9 protein-coding genes are annotated in these 15,816 nt (G+C 64.0%); 5 read left to right on the top strand and 4 right to left on the bottom strand.

Annotated features, from left to right (window positions below; all coding sequences use genetic code 11):
• The first annotated feature begins 104 nt into the window (after nt 1-104).
• A complete protein-coding gene (locus LJF27_RS04470) occupies nt 105-2,957 on the top strand; it encodes a valine--tRNA ligase (protein WP_003092872.1) in 2,853 nt (950 codons plus the stop codon).
• 46 nt (nt 2,958-3,003) lie between these two features.
• Here the strand turns inward: LJF27_RS04470 and LJF27_RS04465 are convergent, their stop codons facing one another.
• The 4 genes from LJF27_RS04465 to LJF27_RS30440 all read right to left on the bottom strand — a co-directional run bounded on the left by LJF27_RS04465 (nt 3,004) and on the right by LJF27_RS30440 (nt 10,661).
• Nucleotides 3,004-3,354 (bottom strand): hypothetical protein, encoded by a 351-nt coding sequence (locus tag LJF27_RS04465; protein ID WP_003143111.1) that lies wholly within the window; start codon nt 3,352-3,354, stop codon nt 3,004-3,006.
• Nucleotides 3,355-3,591: 237 nt separating this feature from the next.
• Nucleotides 3,592-3,975 (bottom strand): hypothetical protein, encoded by a 384-nt coding sequence (locus LJF27_RS04460; RefSeq protein ID WP_123823007.1) that lies wholly within the window; start codon nt 3,973-3,975, stop codon nt 3,592-3,594.
• Complete coding sequence (locus LJF27_RS04455; RefSeq protein ID WP_023117146.1) at nt 3,975-8,096, bottom strand: RHS repeat-associated core domain-containing protein; 4,122 nt, start codon at nt 8,094-8,096, stop codon at nt 3,975-3,977. Before LJF27_RS04455 ends, LJF27_RS04460 begins: the two co-directional genes overlap by 1 nt.
• Nucleotides 8,097-8,141: 45 nt before the next feature.
• Complete coding sequence (locus LJF27_RS30440) at nt 8,142-10,661, bottom strand: FG-GAP repeat domain-containing protein (protein WP_228381961.1); 2,520 nt, start codon at nt 10,659-10,661, stop codon at nt 8,142-8,144.
• Nucleotides 10,662-11,062: 401 nt separating this feature from the next.
• On the opposite strand from LJF27_RS30440, the gene LJF27_RS04445 reads away from it, so the two are divergent.
• The 4 genes from LJF27_RS04445 (at nt 11,063) to LJF27_RS04430 (ending at nt 15,762) form a co-directional block, all read left to right on the top strand.
• Complete coding sequence (locus LJF27_RS04445; RefSeq protein WP_003092876.1) at nt 11,063-12,040, top strand: ABC transporter substrate-binding protein; 978 nt, start codon at nt 11,063-11,065, stop codon at nt 12,038-12,040.
• Between the two features lie 83 nt (nt 12,041-12,123).
• Nucleotides 12,124-13,014: an ABC transporter permease gene (locus LJF27_RS04440; protein WP_003092881.1), complete on the top strand. Its 891-nt coding sequence runs from the start codon at nt 12,124-12,126 to the stop codon at nt 13,012-13,014.
• A 2-nt stretch (nt 13,015-13,016) separates the two neighbouring features.
• Nucleotides 13,017-13,811, top strand: a complete 795-nt coding sequence (locus tag LJF27_RS04435; RefSeq protein WP_003092883.1) for an ABC transporter ATP-binding protein — start codon at nt 13,017-13,019, stop codon at nt 13,809-13,811.
• Between the two features lie 118 nt (nt 13,812-13,929).
• A complete protein-coding gene (locus LJF27_RS04430) occupies nt 13,930-15,762 on the top strand; it encodes an SLC13 family permease (protein ID WP_003100585.1) in 1,833 nt (610 codons plus the stop codon).
• The last annotated feature ends 54 nt before the right edge of the window (nt 15,763-15,816 follow it).

The following is a 15,816-nucleotide window of genomic DNA, read 5'->3' as shown; positions in this document are numbered from 1 at the left end:
GCCCGCCGCGGCCCGCGGCCTTACCCCCGGGCTGCCATCCCCGCTATACTCCCGGACTTTCTTCGCATTTTCCCCAGCCATATTCAGCTTTGGTCCCCTTTCGCATGGACAAGACTTACCAGCCGCACGCCATCGAGACTTCCTGGTACGAGACCTGGGAGTCCAACGACTACTTCGCTCCGAGCGGCGAAGGCCAGCCCTACACCATCATGATCCCGCCGCCGAACGTGACCGGCAGCCTGCACATGGGCCATGGCTTCAACAACGCGATCATGGACGCGCTGATCCGCTACCGCCGCATGCAGGGCCGCAACACCCTGTGGCAGCCGGGCACCGATCACGCCGGCATCGCCACCCAGATGGTGGTCGAGCGCCAGCTCGGCGCCCAGGGCGTGAGCCGCCACGACCTCGGCCGGGAGAAGTTCCTGGAGAAAGTCTGGGAATGGAAGGAACAGTCCGGCGGCAACATCACCCGGCAGATTCGTCGCCTGGGCTCCTCGGTGGACTGGTCGCGCGAGCGCTTCACCATGGACGACGGCCTCTCCGAAGCGGTCAAGGAAGCCTTCGTGCGCCTGCATGAAGACGGCCTGATCTACCGCGGCAAACGCCTGGTGAACTGGGACACCAAGCTGCACACCGCGATTTCCGACCTGGAAGTGGAAAACCACGACGAGAAGGGCCACCTCTGGCACCTGCGCTACCCGCTGGTGAACGGCGCGAAGACCAGCGAAGGCCTGGATTACCTGGTGGTCGCCACCACCCGTCCGGAAACCCTGCTGGGCGACGCCGCGGTCGCGGTGCACCCGGAAGACGAGCGCTACGCCAAGCTGATCGGCCAGTTCGCCGAACTGCCGATCGTCGGCCGGCACATCCCGATCATCGCCGACGAGTACGTCGACCGCGAATTCGGCACCGGCTGCGTGAAGATCACCCCGGCCCACGACTTCAACGACTACGAAGTGGGCAAGCGCCACGACCTGCCGCTGATCAACATCTTCGACAAGAACGCCGCGGTGCTGGCCCAGGCCCAGGTGTTCCACCTCGACGGCAGCGTCAACCCGAACCTCGACCCCAGCCTGCCGCAGAGCTACGCCGGCATGGACCGCTTCGCCGCGCGCAAGGCCATCGTCGCCGAGTTCGAGGCCATGGGCTTGCTCGAGAAGGTCGACGACCACGCGCTGAAAGTACCGAAGGGCGACCGCTCCGGCACCGTCATCGAGCCCTGGCTGACCGACCAGTGGTACGTCAGCACCAAGCCGCTGGCCGAAGACGCCATCGCCGCCGTGGAAGACGGCCGTATCCAGTTCGTGCCCAAGCAGTACGAGAACATGTACTTCTCCTGGATGCGCGACATCCAGGACTGGTGCATCAGCCGCCAGCTCTGGTGGGGCCACCGCATCCCGGCCTGGTACGACGAGGCCGGCAACGTCTACGTCGGCCGCGACGAGGTCGAGGTGCGCACCAAGCACAAGCTCGGCAACGAGGTCGAGTTGCGCCAGGACGAAGACGTTCTCGACACCTGGTTCAGCTCCGGCCTGTGGACCTTCTCCACCCTCGGCTGGCCGCAGCAGACCGAGTTCCTCAAGACCTTCCACCCCACCGACGTACTGGTCACCGGCTTCGACATCATCTTCTTCTGGGTCGCGCGGATGATCATGCTCACCATGCACCTGGTGAAGAACCCCGACGGCACCCCGCAGATCCCGTTCAAGACCGTCTATGTCCACGGCCTGGTGCGCGACGGCCAGGGCCAGAAGATGTCCAAGTCCAAGGGCAACGTGCTCGACCCGCTGGACATCGTCGACGGCATCGACCTCGATACCCTGCTGCAAAAGCGCACCAGCGGCATGATGCAGCCGAAGCTGGCGGAGAAGATCGCCAAGCAGACCCGCGCCGAATTCCCCGAAGGCATCGCCAGCTACGGCACCGACGCCCTGCGCTTCACCTTCTGCTCGCTGGCCTCCACCGGCCGCGACATCAAGTTCGACATGGGCCGCGTCGAAGGCTTCCGCAACTTCTGCAACAAGATCTGGAACGCCGCCAACTTCGTCATCGAGAACACCGATGGCCAGGACACCGGGGTCAACGGCGAGCCGGTCGAGCTGTCCTCGGTCGACCGCTGGATCATCTCCCAGTTGCAGCGCACCGAGCAGGAAGTCACCCGCCAGCTCGACGCCTTCCGCTTCGACCTGGCCGCCCAGGCCCTCTATGAGTTCATCTGGGACGAGTACTGCGCCTGGTACCTGGAGCTGGTCAAGCCGGTGCTGTGGGATGAGAACGCCCCCATCGAGCGCCAGCGCGGCACTCGTCGCACCCTGATCCGCGTGCTGGAGACGGCCCTGCGCCTGGCGCACCCGTTCATGCCGTTCATCACCGAGGAAATCTGGCAGCGCATCAAGGGCCAGGCCGGCAAGGAAGGTCCGACCCTGATGCTGCAACCCTGGCCGGTGGCCGACGAAGGCAGGATCGACGCCGCCGCCGAAGGCGACATCGAGTGGGTCAAGGCGCTGATGCTCGGCGTGCGGCAGATCCGCGGCGAGATGAACATCTCCATGGCCAAGCGCATCGACATCATCCTCAGGAACGCCTCGCCCAGCGACCACCGCCGCCTGGCCGACAACGAGCCGCTGCTGATGAAACTGGCCAAGCTGGAAAGCATCCGCGTGCTGGAAGCCGGCGAGGAAGCGCCGATGTCCGCCACCGCCCTGGTCGGCGACATGGAAGTATTGGTGCCGATGGCCGGCCTGATCGACAAGAGCGCCGAACTGGGGCGCCTGGACAAGGAGATCCAGCGCCTGGAAGGCGAGGTCAAGCGCGTCGGCGGCAAGCTGTCCAACGAAGGCTTCGTCGCCAAGGCCCCGGCCGACGTGATCGAGAAGGAACGCGCCAAGCTCGCCGAGGCCGAACAGGCCCTGGCCAAGCTGGCCGAGCAACGGCAGAAGATCGCCGCGCTCTAAGCACTCTCGCCAAGGTACGGGGCTGCGGCCTCGTACCTTTCTCCCCTCAGGCGCCGCTGTCTATCTGCGCCGAAGTGATCTGGCATACCGCGTTCACCGTGGCGCTGGCCGAATAGGCGATCTCCGGCAGTTTGTTCTGTGTGGCCTGGGCGCTCAGCATCAGCGACAGCATGGCCTTGCCGGCATCGGTATTCATCGGCGGCAGGCGCATCAGGCCAAAGCCGCAATCCGCCGCTCCCGGCTTGCTGACGATGAAGCCCCAGCCTCCACCCGGAGAATTCGCGTCTACCATGAAGCCCACACGCATGATGGTGACGTTGTTGACTTTTTTATCGATGGCGTGGGCTGACATTGATGTGAATAGCAGCCATAGCAATACAACCACTCTCTTGCCCATATAACCTCCTAAATGCCATTTTTCAACGATATACAAAGCATTTCTTCACCACCCCACAAAAAAATCAGTACTCTGGCCATAGAAACCGTCTTAAATCTAGAAACAGAAAACACCAACAAAAAATTTCAAACCAGCCATAACAAAAAAACACAACAACACCCGCTGCAAAAACTTCAAAACCCGCTCTATCAACCAACTAAAGCAACTATGCTTTTAGAAAAACCAATATCCAAGTAGTTACCCACCTATTTTTCTCAATACTGAAAAAGCTTTATGCCTGTTTTTTTGATTGGCGCTCCGCCCCTCAACCACCCCCTTCAAGCGTGCTAGTAGTAGATCACTGGCTTCTGCTCCTCCTTGCTCTATCCAAGAAAGTGCCAAACCAATCCAGTAGTCAGACTCACTAGCTAGTCCCGCCAAAACAACATTTAAGTAACAAAATCCCCCCCCAAGCTTTTCCCTAACCTCTTCGTAAGGTTTCTCCAATAAAACCAGAACCCTCCAAAAACTCTCTTCCTCCTGGAGAAAAAAAACCTGATCCCCCACGGACAAATACCACAACCCTTCTGAATTACACCGTAGCGCCATATCACCTTTAATATAATATTCAAAATCAGCCATCACATCCCTCTCCGGTGCTCAACCTTCACACCATATTTATTCATCACATCAACAAACACTTTGCGATTTTCTTCCGACCAATTCCTCCAGTAGTGCCCACTATATTCATTGGTAAAGAATTCACCATTTGGGCCACGCCAAAATTTTCCACCGACAACTGTAGCATCAGCAGCCCCAATTGAATCAGCCAATTGCTGATGCTGACTCAACATTGGACGAAAATCTTTAGGTCTTCCCACCGCAAAGCTTTTACTTATCGGATCAAACACATACTCTATAGAACCACTATCAGTGCTCGGATAATAATTCCTCAACGATTTAGAGGATAGTGAACCTGGCTCTACCCCTAAAACCCCAGGAGTCGGCCCAGAACCTTTCCAAGCAGGACTAGAAACTCCTATCCCTCCTCTTAAGGCTGGAGCAAATCTGAGGCGACTCGCAAAACCTGCAACCCATCCAGATACTTTATCTCCTGCAGTTGGGAAAAATAGACTGCCAAGCTCATACACTCCAGCTCCTGCCCTCTGATCTACACCTTTAGGGGAAAGTAAATTATCAAAACTTTCACTTACCCGCGAAAACCCATAAATAGAAAATGGATTTCCAGCAAGGGTAGTCGCCGCAAAGTTAAGATTCTGCTTGAACGCCCCCACCCCTAAGTCCCAGTAACTATCTGGAAGATTACCTTTAAAGGCATTCCCCAAAACCAGCCAACTATTACTTATAAACGGTGAGTACCAACTATTGCCAGACGAAATTTCCTCCAACGCATACCCCGTCGGATCCACACTGGCGATCGGATTATTCCAGCCATAGGAGTAACGGTTGTAGGCCTGCGCATTGGCCGTATCCTGATAGACGATATCGGCGCTGAGGAACCGCCCGATCACCGGGTCATAGACCCGCCCGTTCATATGGACGAGCCCGGACTCCTCCAGGTGCTCGTGGCCGGTGAAGCCACGCCGGGTGGAGGTGGCGGTGGGTTGGTTGCCGTTGTCCTTCCAGTCAGCGCCACGGTGTTCGCCGAACGCGGCGAAAGACTGGCGTTCGCTGACGGCACCGTTGGCGTCGAGCAGGATTTCCACCGAGCCGAGCGCATCGCGCAGCAGGTAGAGCTTTTTGACGGCGCCCCCTTCCTTGCGCAGGATCAGGTAGTCGCCGACGTAGGCGTCCTGCCAACTGCGCCCGCCGTCGTTGACCTCCTCGAAACGCCCCTCGTCCAGGTAGACGGAGGTGCGCCCATCCACCGTCTGCAGGTAGCGCTTGCGCTCGGGATCGTAGGAGAAGCGGCTGAGGCTGGAACCTGCGGAAATTTCCACGGGTTTATCGAACGATGCGTACTTGACTTGTCGCCCCGGCCCGCTGAGCTGGTTGCCGCGAGCGTCATAGCAATACGTCCCGGCGCTGGTGCCGCGCACGGCGTGCGGTCCGGGCTGGGCCACCCCGCCGCGACCAGCACAGAGCTGCTGCTCGGCGCTCGAATAGCTGCCGTAGCGATAGGCGCCGACACCGCTCTTGCCGGTCAGGTTGCCCAGGGCGTCGTAGGTAAAGTCCTGGACCACCTGTGTGCCATCCAGGGTCCGCGCGCTGCGCAACAGTCGATTGAGGTCATCGTAGCTCAGCACTTCGCTGTAGCCGCGGGCGTCGCTGCGCTCCAGCAGGTTGCCGAGGCCATCGTAGCGGTAGCTCAGGCTCTGCAGGACACTGCCGCCCTTGCTCGCCTGGATGCGCGTCAACCAGCCGGTGGCGGGCTGGTAGTCGCGCTGGCTTAGCACACCGTTGCCGTAGCTTTCGCGAACGATCTGGTCGCGGGCGTCGCGAGCCTGGATCTGCCGCAGCGTCGTCCCGGCGCCGTCCTGCTCCCCAGCGGCGAAGCCGTATCCATTGTAGAGATGGCGCAGCACCTGGCCGTTGGCCAGGGTGGTGCTCGCCAGGCGGCTGAAACCGTCGTAGCCATACGACTCCTGGTAGCTGCGGGTGACACCGTCGACTTCGATATCCCAGCCTCTCGCCTTCAACCGCGCGAGATCGTCGTAGAGCAGCGCCTGGCGATAGCCCGGCCCGGCCACGCCGACCAGCTTGCCCAGGCTTTTCGTTCCCGTGTCGTACTGCCAGCGCGAAATGTTGGCCTGGCCGCCCAGGCGGTCGGTCTGCTCGAGCACCCGGCCGAGCAGGTCGTACTTGCGCTCGGTGCGACTGCCGTCGCTGGCGGTACGCACCAGGGCCTGACCCAGGGCATCGTACTGCACGCTTTCCTGGCCGCTGTTCGGGTCGAAAAGGCCGGTGCGACGACCCGCCGCGTCGTAGCTCATGCGGATCTCGCTGCGGCTGTCGCCGGCGACCTGGGTCCAGGCCAGGTTGCCGTCGGCGTCGTAGCGGTAGCGAACGGACACCTCGCCGGCGCTGCCCAGGGCATTGGTACTGAGCACCAGCTTGCCGCGCGCATCGTATTCGCGGCGCTCGGTCAGGCTTCTTCCGTCGTAGCCGAGGCTATATTGCTTCCAACTGCCACCGGCGGCGCGAGCGCCGTAGCTGTAGCTGATCCGCGCACCGCTGGGCAACTGCCGGGTCAGCGGCCGGTCCTGGGCGTCCCAGGTGGTCTGCAGGACGGTCGCCGCCTCGATGTAAGGCTCGGTAGTCGAACGCTGCCGGCCCAGCGCGTCGTAACTGTTGTCGACATTGATCCAACGACCGTCGAAGGCCTGGCGACGGTCGCGCAGGACCCGACCGAAGCCATCCAGGTACTGCCAGCGTTCCGCTGCGCCCTGCTGGCTGCCCCTGACGGTACGCGTGCGCACGGCTACCTTGGCGCCGCTGGCACAGATCGCCCGGCTGCCGCAAACCAGATAGTCGGTGGCGAGCAGGCTACCGTCGGCGAAGCGGCGCAGGGTTTCCCGGCCGAAAGCGTCGTAGAGATAACTCTCGGCCAGGCCGTTGGCGTCGACCTTGCTGGTCGGTTGGCCGCGGGCCGCCTCGTAGGCGAAGCGCTCGACATGGCCGAGGGCATTGGACCGAGTGCCCGGCCAGGGCCCCTGGTAGGCGCCGAACTGTTCGCTGCGCGCCGCCAGTCCGGCGCCGCTGGTGGTAATCCGGACGATCCGGCCGTTGCCATCGTAGCTGTATTGACGGGTGATCTCCGCGCCCGGTGCGCCACTGAAGGACGTTTCACTGGCCGGCGCCAGGGTTCCCGGTTTCGCGCTGCGCGCCTGCACCCGCGACTTGCTGTCGCCGTCGCCGCTGGTGCTTTCGGTCTCGCGGGTGACGAAGCCGATCAGCCAGGAGGCGCCGTCATTGCTGTACTGGCGTTGCACCACCCGGCTGTGCAAGGCCCCACCGGCCAGGCTGGCGGCGGTTTCATCGGTTACCTGGGTGGGATTGCCGTAGCTTTCGTCCATCACCACCTTGCGCCGCGTGGCGCTGACCGGCGCGCCCTGGTCGAAGCGTTCCTCGTTGAACTGGGCCGGGTAGACGAAGAAAGACTTGCCGGCGATGGTCGCGGCGGACTTCCACTGGTTCTGCTGACGCGCCAGGAGTTTTCCGGCGAGGCTGGTTTCCTCTTTGTCCAGGCGCCCGACGAAGGGGAAGTCCTGGCGCAACATCCTCACCTGGGTGCGCCCGCGTGCCAGATCGCGAACCTCCATCTGGCGGAAACCGAGGAAGCCGCGGCCGAGCAGGTCCAGCCGCGCCCCCTGATAGAGATACTGGTAGTCGCGCGTGCCGCCGATACCGTCGGCGACCCGCAGGCGGCTGACCACCGGTCTGGGAATATTCAGCGAAACCTGGGGGAAGGCGCTGACCTGCGGCGTATGCACGGCGGGATCGTTGAGCCGGGCGTATTCGATGCCGAGGCTGTTGCCGCTGCCGGCGTCGATCCGACTGAGCAGTTCCGGCGAGCGTCGGTTGTGCAGGAACGCCCGCCAATGGATGCTGCGCCTGAGCGGCTCGACGACCAGGCTGCCGCCGACCAGCACATCCTGGAAACCGTCGCCGTTGACGTCCGCGACGAACATCTCGTAGGGGTCTACCAGCAGGCCTTCCGGGCTGAAGCCGCAGTTGGCGGCGGTCTGGTAGTACAGCCAACTCGCCGACTCGCGCCCGGCGGCATCCGGCGCGGTGTCCATGATCCGCTTCCAGACCGCCAGGGCATCCTGGCAACTCTTGTCCAGTTACGTCGTCGAGGTTGCCAAACGGCGGCTCAGCGGAACCCCGGAGTCCAGTTCCTCGAAGCCGTTGCCGGTAAAGCGGAGCAGACCGAAAGTGCCGGAAGCGCGGGGATAGAGGATTTCCTCGCGGCCGTCTCCATCGTAGTCGACGGCCTTGGCCGCGTAGTCCTGGAGCGAGGCGCGAAACCTGTACTCTGGCAGCAACTGGGCAGCCGACAACGAAGTCCCCAGGCGCTGGAACAAACCCGCCGACAGGGGGCCGCCGGTATTCAGCAACAGATCGACCTTGTCGGAGGCGTTGGGTACCAGGTAGTCCATCTGCCCATCGCCATTGACATCGGCGGTCAGCGCCCGCGCCAGCTCGATGCCAAGGTCGACCATCGCCGCCGGCGCCATGCCGCTGCCACTGCGCCAGATACCTGCAGACAGCTTGCCGGCCTTGCCGCTGGCCAGGCGCACGCCGCCGCCGGGATCACTGCCCCAGTAGGAGAACCAGCCATAGTCGATGGTCTTGAAGCCGCTGAGCAGGGCACTACGAGCGAAGGAGGGGATGGCTCCGGAACGATTGAGGTAAGCCACCCAACTGCCATTGATGGGCAGGAACAGGTCAAGCGAGCCGTTCTGGTCCAGATCAGCCACCAGCGGCGCGTAGGTGGCGAAGCCGGTGGAACCGCCGGCCAGGGAATAGACGATGCCGTTGGGGCCGGCCGGCGGGGCGGTCCAGGTATCGCCCAGGGCAACCACGCCATTGGCCGTATACAGCATCCACTGCATGTCGGCGTTCGCGGAATTCGGATCCTTCCTCATGCGCAGGAAGAGGATCTCGTCCTTGCCGTCGCCGTTGAAATCCATCCGCGTCAGGGAAAACAACGGCGTATTATCGGCGTCGTACAATAGCCGCTCGACCAGGCTGCCGCCGTCGTAGGTCACCGCCTTCAGCTTGCCCATGGTGGCGTTGACCAGGGCGTGGCGGCCGTCGCCATTCAGATCGGCGGTGACGAAGCTGGCCTGGCTGATCAGCACATAGTCGAACTTGTCCAAGCCAGCGGATTCAGCCGTCCCGGTATAACCATAGACGCCCGCCAGGTAGTCGAAGGCAACCGGACTCAGACACTCCTTGCCGGCGCTCCCCCAGGCGCACCGTTGCACCTGCTTCAAACGCACCTTGCTGGCGTCCCCCTGGGTGCGCTCGTAGGCAAGCTCGGTACGAAACAACTGCTGCGCGGCAGGCCCTCGCACGGCGACCGCGGTCAACACATGGGTGGCGCTGGTATAGCCACCGGCGAAATAGCGCGGCACGCTGCGCAAGGCGCCTGCGTACTCGAAGGAAACCCGGTTACCGGCATAGAGTATTTCGCTGGGGACCAGACTGTTGGCGGCCAGGTAGCGGTACTCGATGGTATTACCGAAGCGGTCCGTCGCCGAACTGATGCCCCATTGATAGGGAACCGCCGCTCCTTGCGCCTTAATCGCAGCCGCGCCGCCATAGGTCAGGATCCGACCGTCCCGAGTGCGTACTTCGAAACCGAGCGAGGCGGCGCTGCCGGTGGCCTGGACTCGGGAGAAGCTGTCGATCTCGGTACGATAGACGCTGCCCGGCTTGAAGTACTCGCCGGACAGCAACTGCAGGCGCATGCCATCCAGGCATAGGCGATCCGACTCCAACAGGCCGACCTGGCGGTTCTGCCCATCCTGGGCGATGCTCGCCGGACAACGCTCGATCGACGACAGCCCAGCCAGGCTCCAACCTTCGCCCAGCACGCCGCCCCCACCGCCCTGGACCAGCGCCAGCTCGGGTTGCAGCCCAGCAATGCCTGGCGGCAGCTCAAGGGGATAGCGGTAGTCCACCCCACCGTCGCCTCTCACACCTGCCTGGGGAGCCAGCAGGTTCAAGGCTGTGAAGGCTTCCGCTGCCTTGCCCAGTACCACGCCGGGAAGCGGAGTGGGTACGCTCAGGTAGCGAGCCACCAGTTGTCCACCGGCATCGATGAACAACGTGCTCTGCCCCTGGGTCGGATGGCTGACTCGAATGCTGGTACCGCCGTTGCCCAGCCAATCGCCAAGGGCGAAACGAGCGCCGGCGTCATAGCCGATCTCGGTGCCCAGCCCGGTACCGCTGGCTACCTGCAGTACGCCGTGCGCGGAAGGGTTGCCGCTGACGATCAGCAGCGAGTCGCTGGAATCGTTCGGCTGCAGGATCAGGTCGAGGATGCCATCGCGATTCAGGTCGCCGATGAAGCTCTGGTAGGGCGCCGCCGTCCAGGCCACGGCGTTCAGATCCGCCGCCGGTGGATCGTAGAGGGCGCTGTAGCTGGCACCATTGCGCAGCAGGACGACATTCTTCAACGGTGGCAGGAGCGGAATCGGCGTAGCCACTTCGCCTCCCACCACGACCACCGAAGTGACCGCCTTCAGGTAGAGGTCCGGCTGACCGTCGCCATTGTAGTCGCCGCTATAGACACGGAAGTTTGCCGAACGCCAGCCAGCGGCGGTCGCGTCCCCGACCATGAGACAGATCGCCACGGCGACGATCCACGCACTCCAACGCCCCACCATGCATCCCCCAGAGCCCACCCCCATGGCAGGCACGCAGACCGGGCGCAAAGCACCGCTCCCAGGCAGGCGGTGCGGTACGCGTCCTTGCAACTCGGGAGACGTGTACCACAAGGCCATCAATTGGCCACATATCTTTGGTTGGGCTCGAAACCGATGACCTTCTGTTCGGAGGCCACGCGGGCCCTCATCGAATTTTCGCAAAGGCAGGCACTCCCCCTTGCCCCCCCAGCGGTAATCCCACCGCAAGAAAAAACATCAAACCTGCTGACGACTTGCGCGAAAAATGCGATGTTTCGGCCACGCTGTACCCGCACCGCCCAATCAGAACAATTCGCTACAGCGCGCCAATACAATCAGGAGATCGCCGCATGATGCAGGCCTATAAGAATAAATGGTTGCCCCTCAGTGCCCTGGCCCTTGGCATGGCCCTGTCCTTCGGCGCCAACGCCGAAGAGCAGAAGTCGGTGGCCGTGACCGCCATCGTCGAGCACCCGGCGCTGGACGCCGCTCGCGACGGGGTCAAGGAGGCCCTCCAGGAGGCCGGCTACGAAGACGGCAAGAACCTCAAGTGGCAGTACCAGAGCGCCCAGGGCAACACCGGCACCGCCGCGCAGATCGCCCGCAAGTTCATCGGCGACAAGCCCGACGTGATCGTCGGCATCGCCACTCCGTCGGCCCAGGCGCTGGTGGCCGCGACCAAGAGCATCCCGATCGTCTTCAGCACCGTCACCGACCCGGTCGGCGCGCACCTGACGCCGAGCTGGGAAGCCTCCGGCACCAACGTCACCGGGGTTTCCGACATGCTCGCGCTGGACAAGCAGATCGAGCTGATCAAGAAAGTGGTGCCGGGCGCCAAGCGCATCGGCATGGTCTACAACCCGGGCGAAGCCAACTCCGTGGTGGTGGTCAAGGAGCTGAAGGAACTGCTGCCGAAGATGGGCCTGAGCCTGGTCGAAGCCTCGGCACCGCGTTCGGTGGACGTCAGCTCGGCGGCGCGCAGCCTGGTCGGCAAGGTCGACGCGATCTACACCAACACCGACAACAACGTGGTGTCCGCCTACGAGGCGCTGGTCAAGGTCGGCAACGATGCGAAGATCCCGCTGATCGCCTCCGACACCGACAGCGTCAAGCGCGGCGCCATCGCCGCCCTCGGCATCAACTACAAGGAGATGGGCAAGCAGACCGGCCGCATGGTGGTGCGCATCCTCAAGGGCGAGAAGCCGGGCGAGATCAAGCCGGAGACCAGCGACAACCTGCAGCTGTTCGTCAATCCCGGGGCCGCGCAGAAGCAAGGCGTGACCCTGTCCGACGAACTGCTCAAGTCAGCCGCGGAAGTCATCAAGTAAAAAAAGCGGCCGCCGGCCGCGGGCCTCCCGCCCGTGGCCGGACGGCACGATAATCCTGCCTTCACGCACTCGGTTACGAAGTCATGTCTCTGTTTTCCCTGTTCGGTGCCCTGGAGATCGGCCTGATCTTCAGCCTCGTGGCACTCGGCGTGTTCATCTCCTTCCGCCTGCTGCGCTTCCCCGACCTCACGGTGGACGGCAGCTTCCCGCTCGGCGGCGCGGTCTGCGCGACCCTCATCGCCCTCGGCTGGGACCCGTACAGCGCGACCCTGGCGGCCACCGCAGCCGGCGCACTGGCCGGGCTGGCCACCGGCCTGCTCAACGTCAAGCTGAAGATCATGGACCTGCTCGCCAGCATCCTGATGATGATCGCGCTCTACTCGATCAACCTGCGCATCATGGGCAAGCCCAACGTACCGCTGATCGCCGAGCCGACATTGTTCACCCTGCTGCAGCCGGAATGGCTCAGCGACTACGTGTTCCGGCCGCTGCTGCTGGTGTTCATCGTGATCGCCGCGAAGCTGCTGCTGGACTGGTTCTTCACCACCCAGAAAGGCCTGGCGATCCGCGCCACCGGCTCCAACCCGCGGATGGCCCGTGCCCAGGGGGTCAACACCGGCGGCATGATCCTGCTCGGCATGGCCATCTCCAACGCGCTGGTGGCGTTGGCCGGCGCGCTGTTCGCGCAGACCCAGGGCGGCGCCGATATCTCCATGGGTATCGGCACCATCGTCATCGGCCTGGCCGCGGTGATCGTCGGCGAGAGCATCCTGCCCTCGCGCCGGCTGATCCTGGCGACCCTCGCGGTGATCCTCGGTGCCATCGTCTACCGCTTCTTCATCGCCCTGGCGCTGAACAGCGATTTCATCGGCTTGCAGGCCCAGGACCTGAACCTGGTCACCGCGGTGCTGGTCACCGTCGCCCTGGTGATTCCGATGATGAAGAAACGCCTGCTCGGCAAGAAGGGAGCCTGACCATGCTCAGCGCGAAGAACCTGAAGATCACCTTCAACCCCGGCACCCCCATCGAGACCCGCGCCCTGCGCGGCCTGTCGCTGGACATCCCGGCCGGCCAGTTCGTCACCGTGATCGGCTCCAACGGCGCCGGCAAGTCGACCTTCCTCAACGCAGTCTCCGGCGACCTGCCGATCGACAGCGGACAGATCCTGATCGACGACGAAGACGTCACCCGCAAGCCGGTCTGGGCCCGCGCCAACCGCGTCGCGCGGGTGTTCCAGGACCCCATGGCGGGTACCTGCGAGGACCTCACCATCGAGGAGAACATGGCCCTGGCGCAGCGTCGCGGTGCCGGTCGCGGCCTCGGCAGGGCGGTGCAGGCATCGATGCGCGACGGTTTCCGGGAAAGCCTGGCGACCCTCGGCCTCGGCCTGGAGAACCGCCTCGGCGACCGCATCGGCCTGCTCTCCGGCGGCCAGCGCCAGGCCGTCAGCCTGCTGATGGCGGCGCTGCAGCCGTCGCGTATCCTGTTGCTCGACGAACACACCGCGGCGCTCGACCCGCGCACCGCCGACTTCGTCCTGCATCTCACCGCACGGATCGTCGCCGAGAAGAAACTCACCACCATGATGGTCACCCACAGCATGCGCCAGGCGCTGGACGTGGGCGAGCGCACGGTGATGCTGCACCAGGGCCAGGTGGTGCTGGACGTCTCCGGCGAGCAACGCAAGGGCCTCGACGTACCGGACCTGCTGGCGATGTTCGAGAAGGTGCGCGGCGAGAAGCTCGCCGACGACGCCCTCCTCCTCGGCTGACAGGGCCGCGGCGCCTCTTCGCTGCGAAGCGGGGAGGCGCCGTCGACCTGCAGCAGATCAAGGCGCGATCCGCGTCCGTCTGCCACACTCGCAGGCATCCTCCCGCTCAGATGCCCGCATGAACCTCGAACTGCTCTGGGTGGTCGGCCTGCTCGCCACCACCGTCGCCCTCTTCATCCACAACCGCCTGCGCCTGGACGTGATCGCCCTGCTGGTGATCATGGCCTTCAGCGTCAGCGGAACCCTTACCCTCAACGAAGCCCTGGCCGGCTTCAGCGATCCCAGCGTGATACTGATCGCCGCGCTGTTCGTGATCGGCGAAGGCCTGGTGCGTACCGGGGTGGCCTACCAGGTCGGCGACTGGCTGATCGCCCGCGCCGGCAGCAGCGAAGCGCGCCTGCTGGTACTGCTGATGCTGGCGGTGGCCGGGTTGGGCTCGGTGATGAGTTCCACCGGGGTGGTGGCGATCTTCATCCCGGTGGTCCTGAGCATCGCCGCCAAGCTGAAGATCCCTCCGGGCCGGCTGATGATGCCGCTGGCCTTCGCCGGACTGATCAGCGGCATGATGACCCTGGTCGCCACGCCACCGAACATGGTGGTCAACAGCGAGCTGGCGCGCGAGGGTCATGCCGGCTTCGGCTTCTTCGCCTTCACCCCGATAGGCCTCATGGTGCTCGCCATCGGCGTGGCCTACATGCTGCTCACGCGCAACTGGCTGAACGCCGCCAGCCCGGCGGAAGTCGGCGCGCCGAAGGCACGGCGGACCCTGCGCGACCTGATCCGCGACTATCGCCTGGCCGGCCGCGAACGGCGCCTGCAGGTCCAGCTCGGCTCGCCGTTGATCGGCAGCACCCTGGAAGAACTGCAACTGCGCACCCGCCTGGGCGCCAACGTGGTCGGCCTGGAGCGGGTACGCAAGTTCCACAGCGAGGTGGTCAAGGTCGGCGGCAGCACCGAGCTGAAGGCGGGCGACGTGTTGCTGCTGGACGTCTTCGCCCCTCCGGAGGACATGGACCGGCGCTGCGCCGAGCTGAACCTGGTGCGCCTGCCGTTCCGCGCCAGCTACTTCATCGACCAGTCGCGGGAGGTCGGCATGGCCGAGGTGACTCTGCCGCCGGACTCCACCCTGCTCGGCAAGAGCGTCCTGGAACTGGGCTTCCGTTCGCAGTACGGGCTCAACGTGGTCGGCCTGCGTCGCGACCACGAAGCGCTCACCGACGGCATGCTGGAAGAGAAGCTGCGCCTGGGCGATACCCTGCTGGTGATCGGCGCCTGGAAGGCGATCCGCCAGTTGCAGGGACGCAACCGCGATTTCCTGGTGCTCAGCCTGCCGGCGGAGATCGACGAGGTGGCGCCGGCCCTGAGCAAGGCGCCGCACGCCCTGCTCAGCCTGGCCGTGATGGTGGCGCTGATGGTCAGCGGGGTGGTGCCCAACGTGGTCGCGGCACTGGTCGGCTGCCTGTTGATGGGCCTGTTCCGTTGCATCGACATGGACGGCGCCTACCGCGCCATCCATTGGCAAAGCCTGGTCCTGATCGTCGGCATGCTGCCCTTCGCCCTGGCCCTGCAGAAGACCGGCGGTATCGACCTGGTGGTCTCGCTGCTGGTCGACGCCCTCGGCGACGCCGGCCCGCGCGTGCTGCTGGCCAGCCTGTTCCTGCTCACCGCGGCCATCGGCCTGTTCATCTCCAACACCGCTACCGCGGTGCTGATGGCGCCGATCGCCATCGCCACCGCCAAGCAGATCGGCGCCTCGCCCTACCCCTTCGCCATGGTGGTGGCGGTGGCGGCCTCGGCAGCCTTCATGACGCCGATTTCCTCGCCGGTGAACACCCTGGTGCTGGGCCCTGGCCAATACCGCTTCGGCGACTTCGTCCGGATCGGCGTGCCATTTACCCTGCTGGTGATGTTCGTCTGCGTGCTGGTGATTCCGTGGCTGTTTCCATTGTGACCGGGCTAGGAGCGCGCCGCTCGGCAGAAACACTGGCCAGCCTCCGGCGGATGT

The sequence above is a fragment of the Pseudomonas sp. 203-8 genome (assembly GCF_020708595.1).
Taxonomy (GTDB): domain Bacteria; phylum Pseudomonadota; class Gammaproteobacteria; order Pseudomonadales; family Pseudomonadaceae; genus Pseudomonas; species Pseudomonas aeruginosa.
The sequence above is the reverse complement of the archived record's forward strand: the minus strand, read 5'-3'. Positions and strand labels throughout refer to the sequence as shown.

Coding starts and splice junctions, on each gene's coding strand:
- LJF27_RS04455 (WP_023117146.1), bottom strand. CDS start 8,096: ATGGACACCGCGCCGGATGCCGCCGGGCGCGAGTCGGCGAGTTGGCTG.
- LJF27_RS04435 (WP_003092883.1), top strand. CDS start 13,017: ATGCTCAGCGCGAAGAACCTGAAGATCACCTTCAACCCCGGCACCCCC.
- LJF27_RS04440 (WP_003092881.1), top strand. CDS start 12,124: ATGTCTCTGTTTTCCCTGTTCGGTGCCCTGGAGATCGGCCTGATCTTC.
- LJF27_RS04445 (WP_003092876.1), top strand. CDS start 11,063: ATGATGCAGGCCTATAAGAATAAATGGTTGCCCCTCAGTGCCCTGGCC.
- LJF27_RS04430 (WP_003100585.1), top strand. CDS start 13,930: ATGAACCTCGAACTGCTCTGGGTGGTCGGCCTGCTCGCCACCACCGTC.
- LJF27_RS04470 (WP_003092872.1), top strand. CDS start 105: ATGGACAAGACTTACCAGCCGCACGCCATCGAGACTTCCTGGTACGAG.
- LJF27_RS04465 (WP_003143111.1), bottom strand. CDS start 3,354: ATGGGCAAGAGAGTGGTTGTATTGCTATGGCTGCTATTCACATCAATG.
- LJF27_RS04460 (WP_123823007.1), bottom strand. CDS start 3,975: ATGGCTGATTTTGAATATTATATTAAAGGTGATATGGCGCTACGGTGT.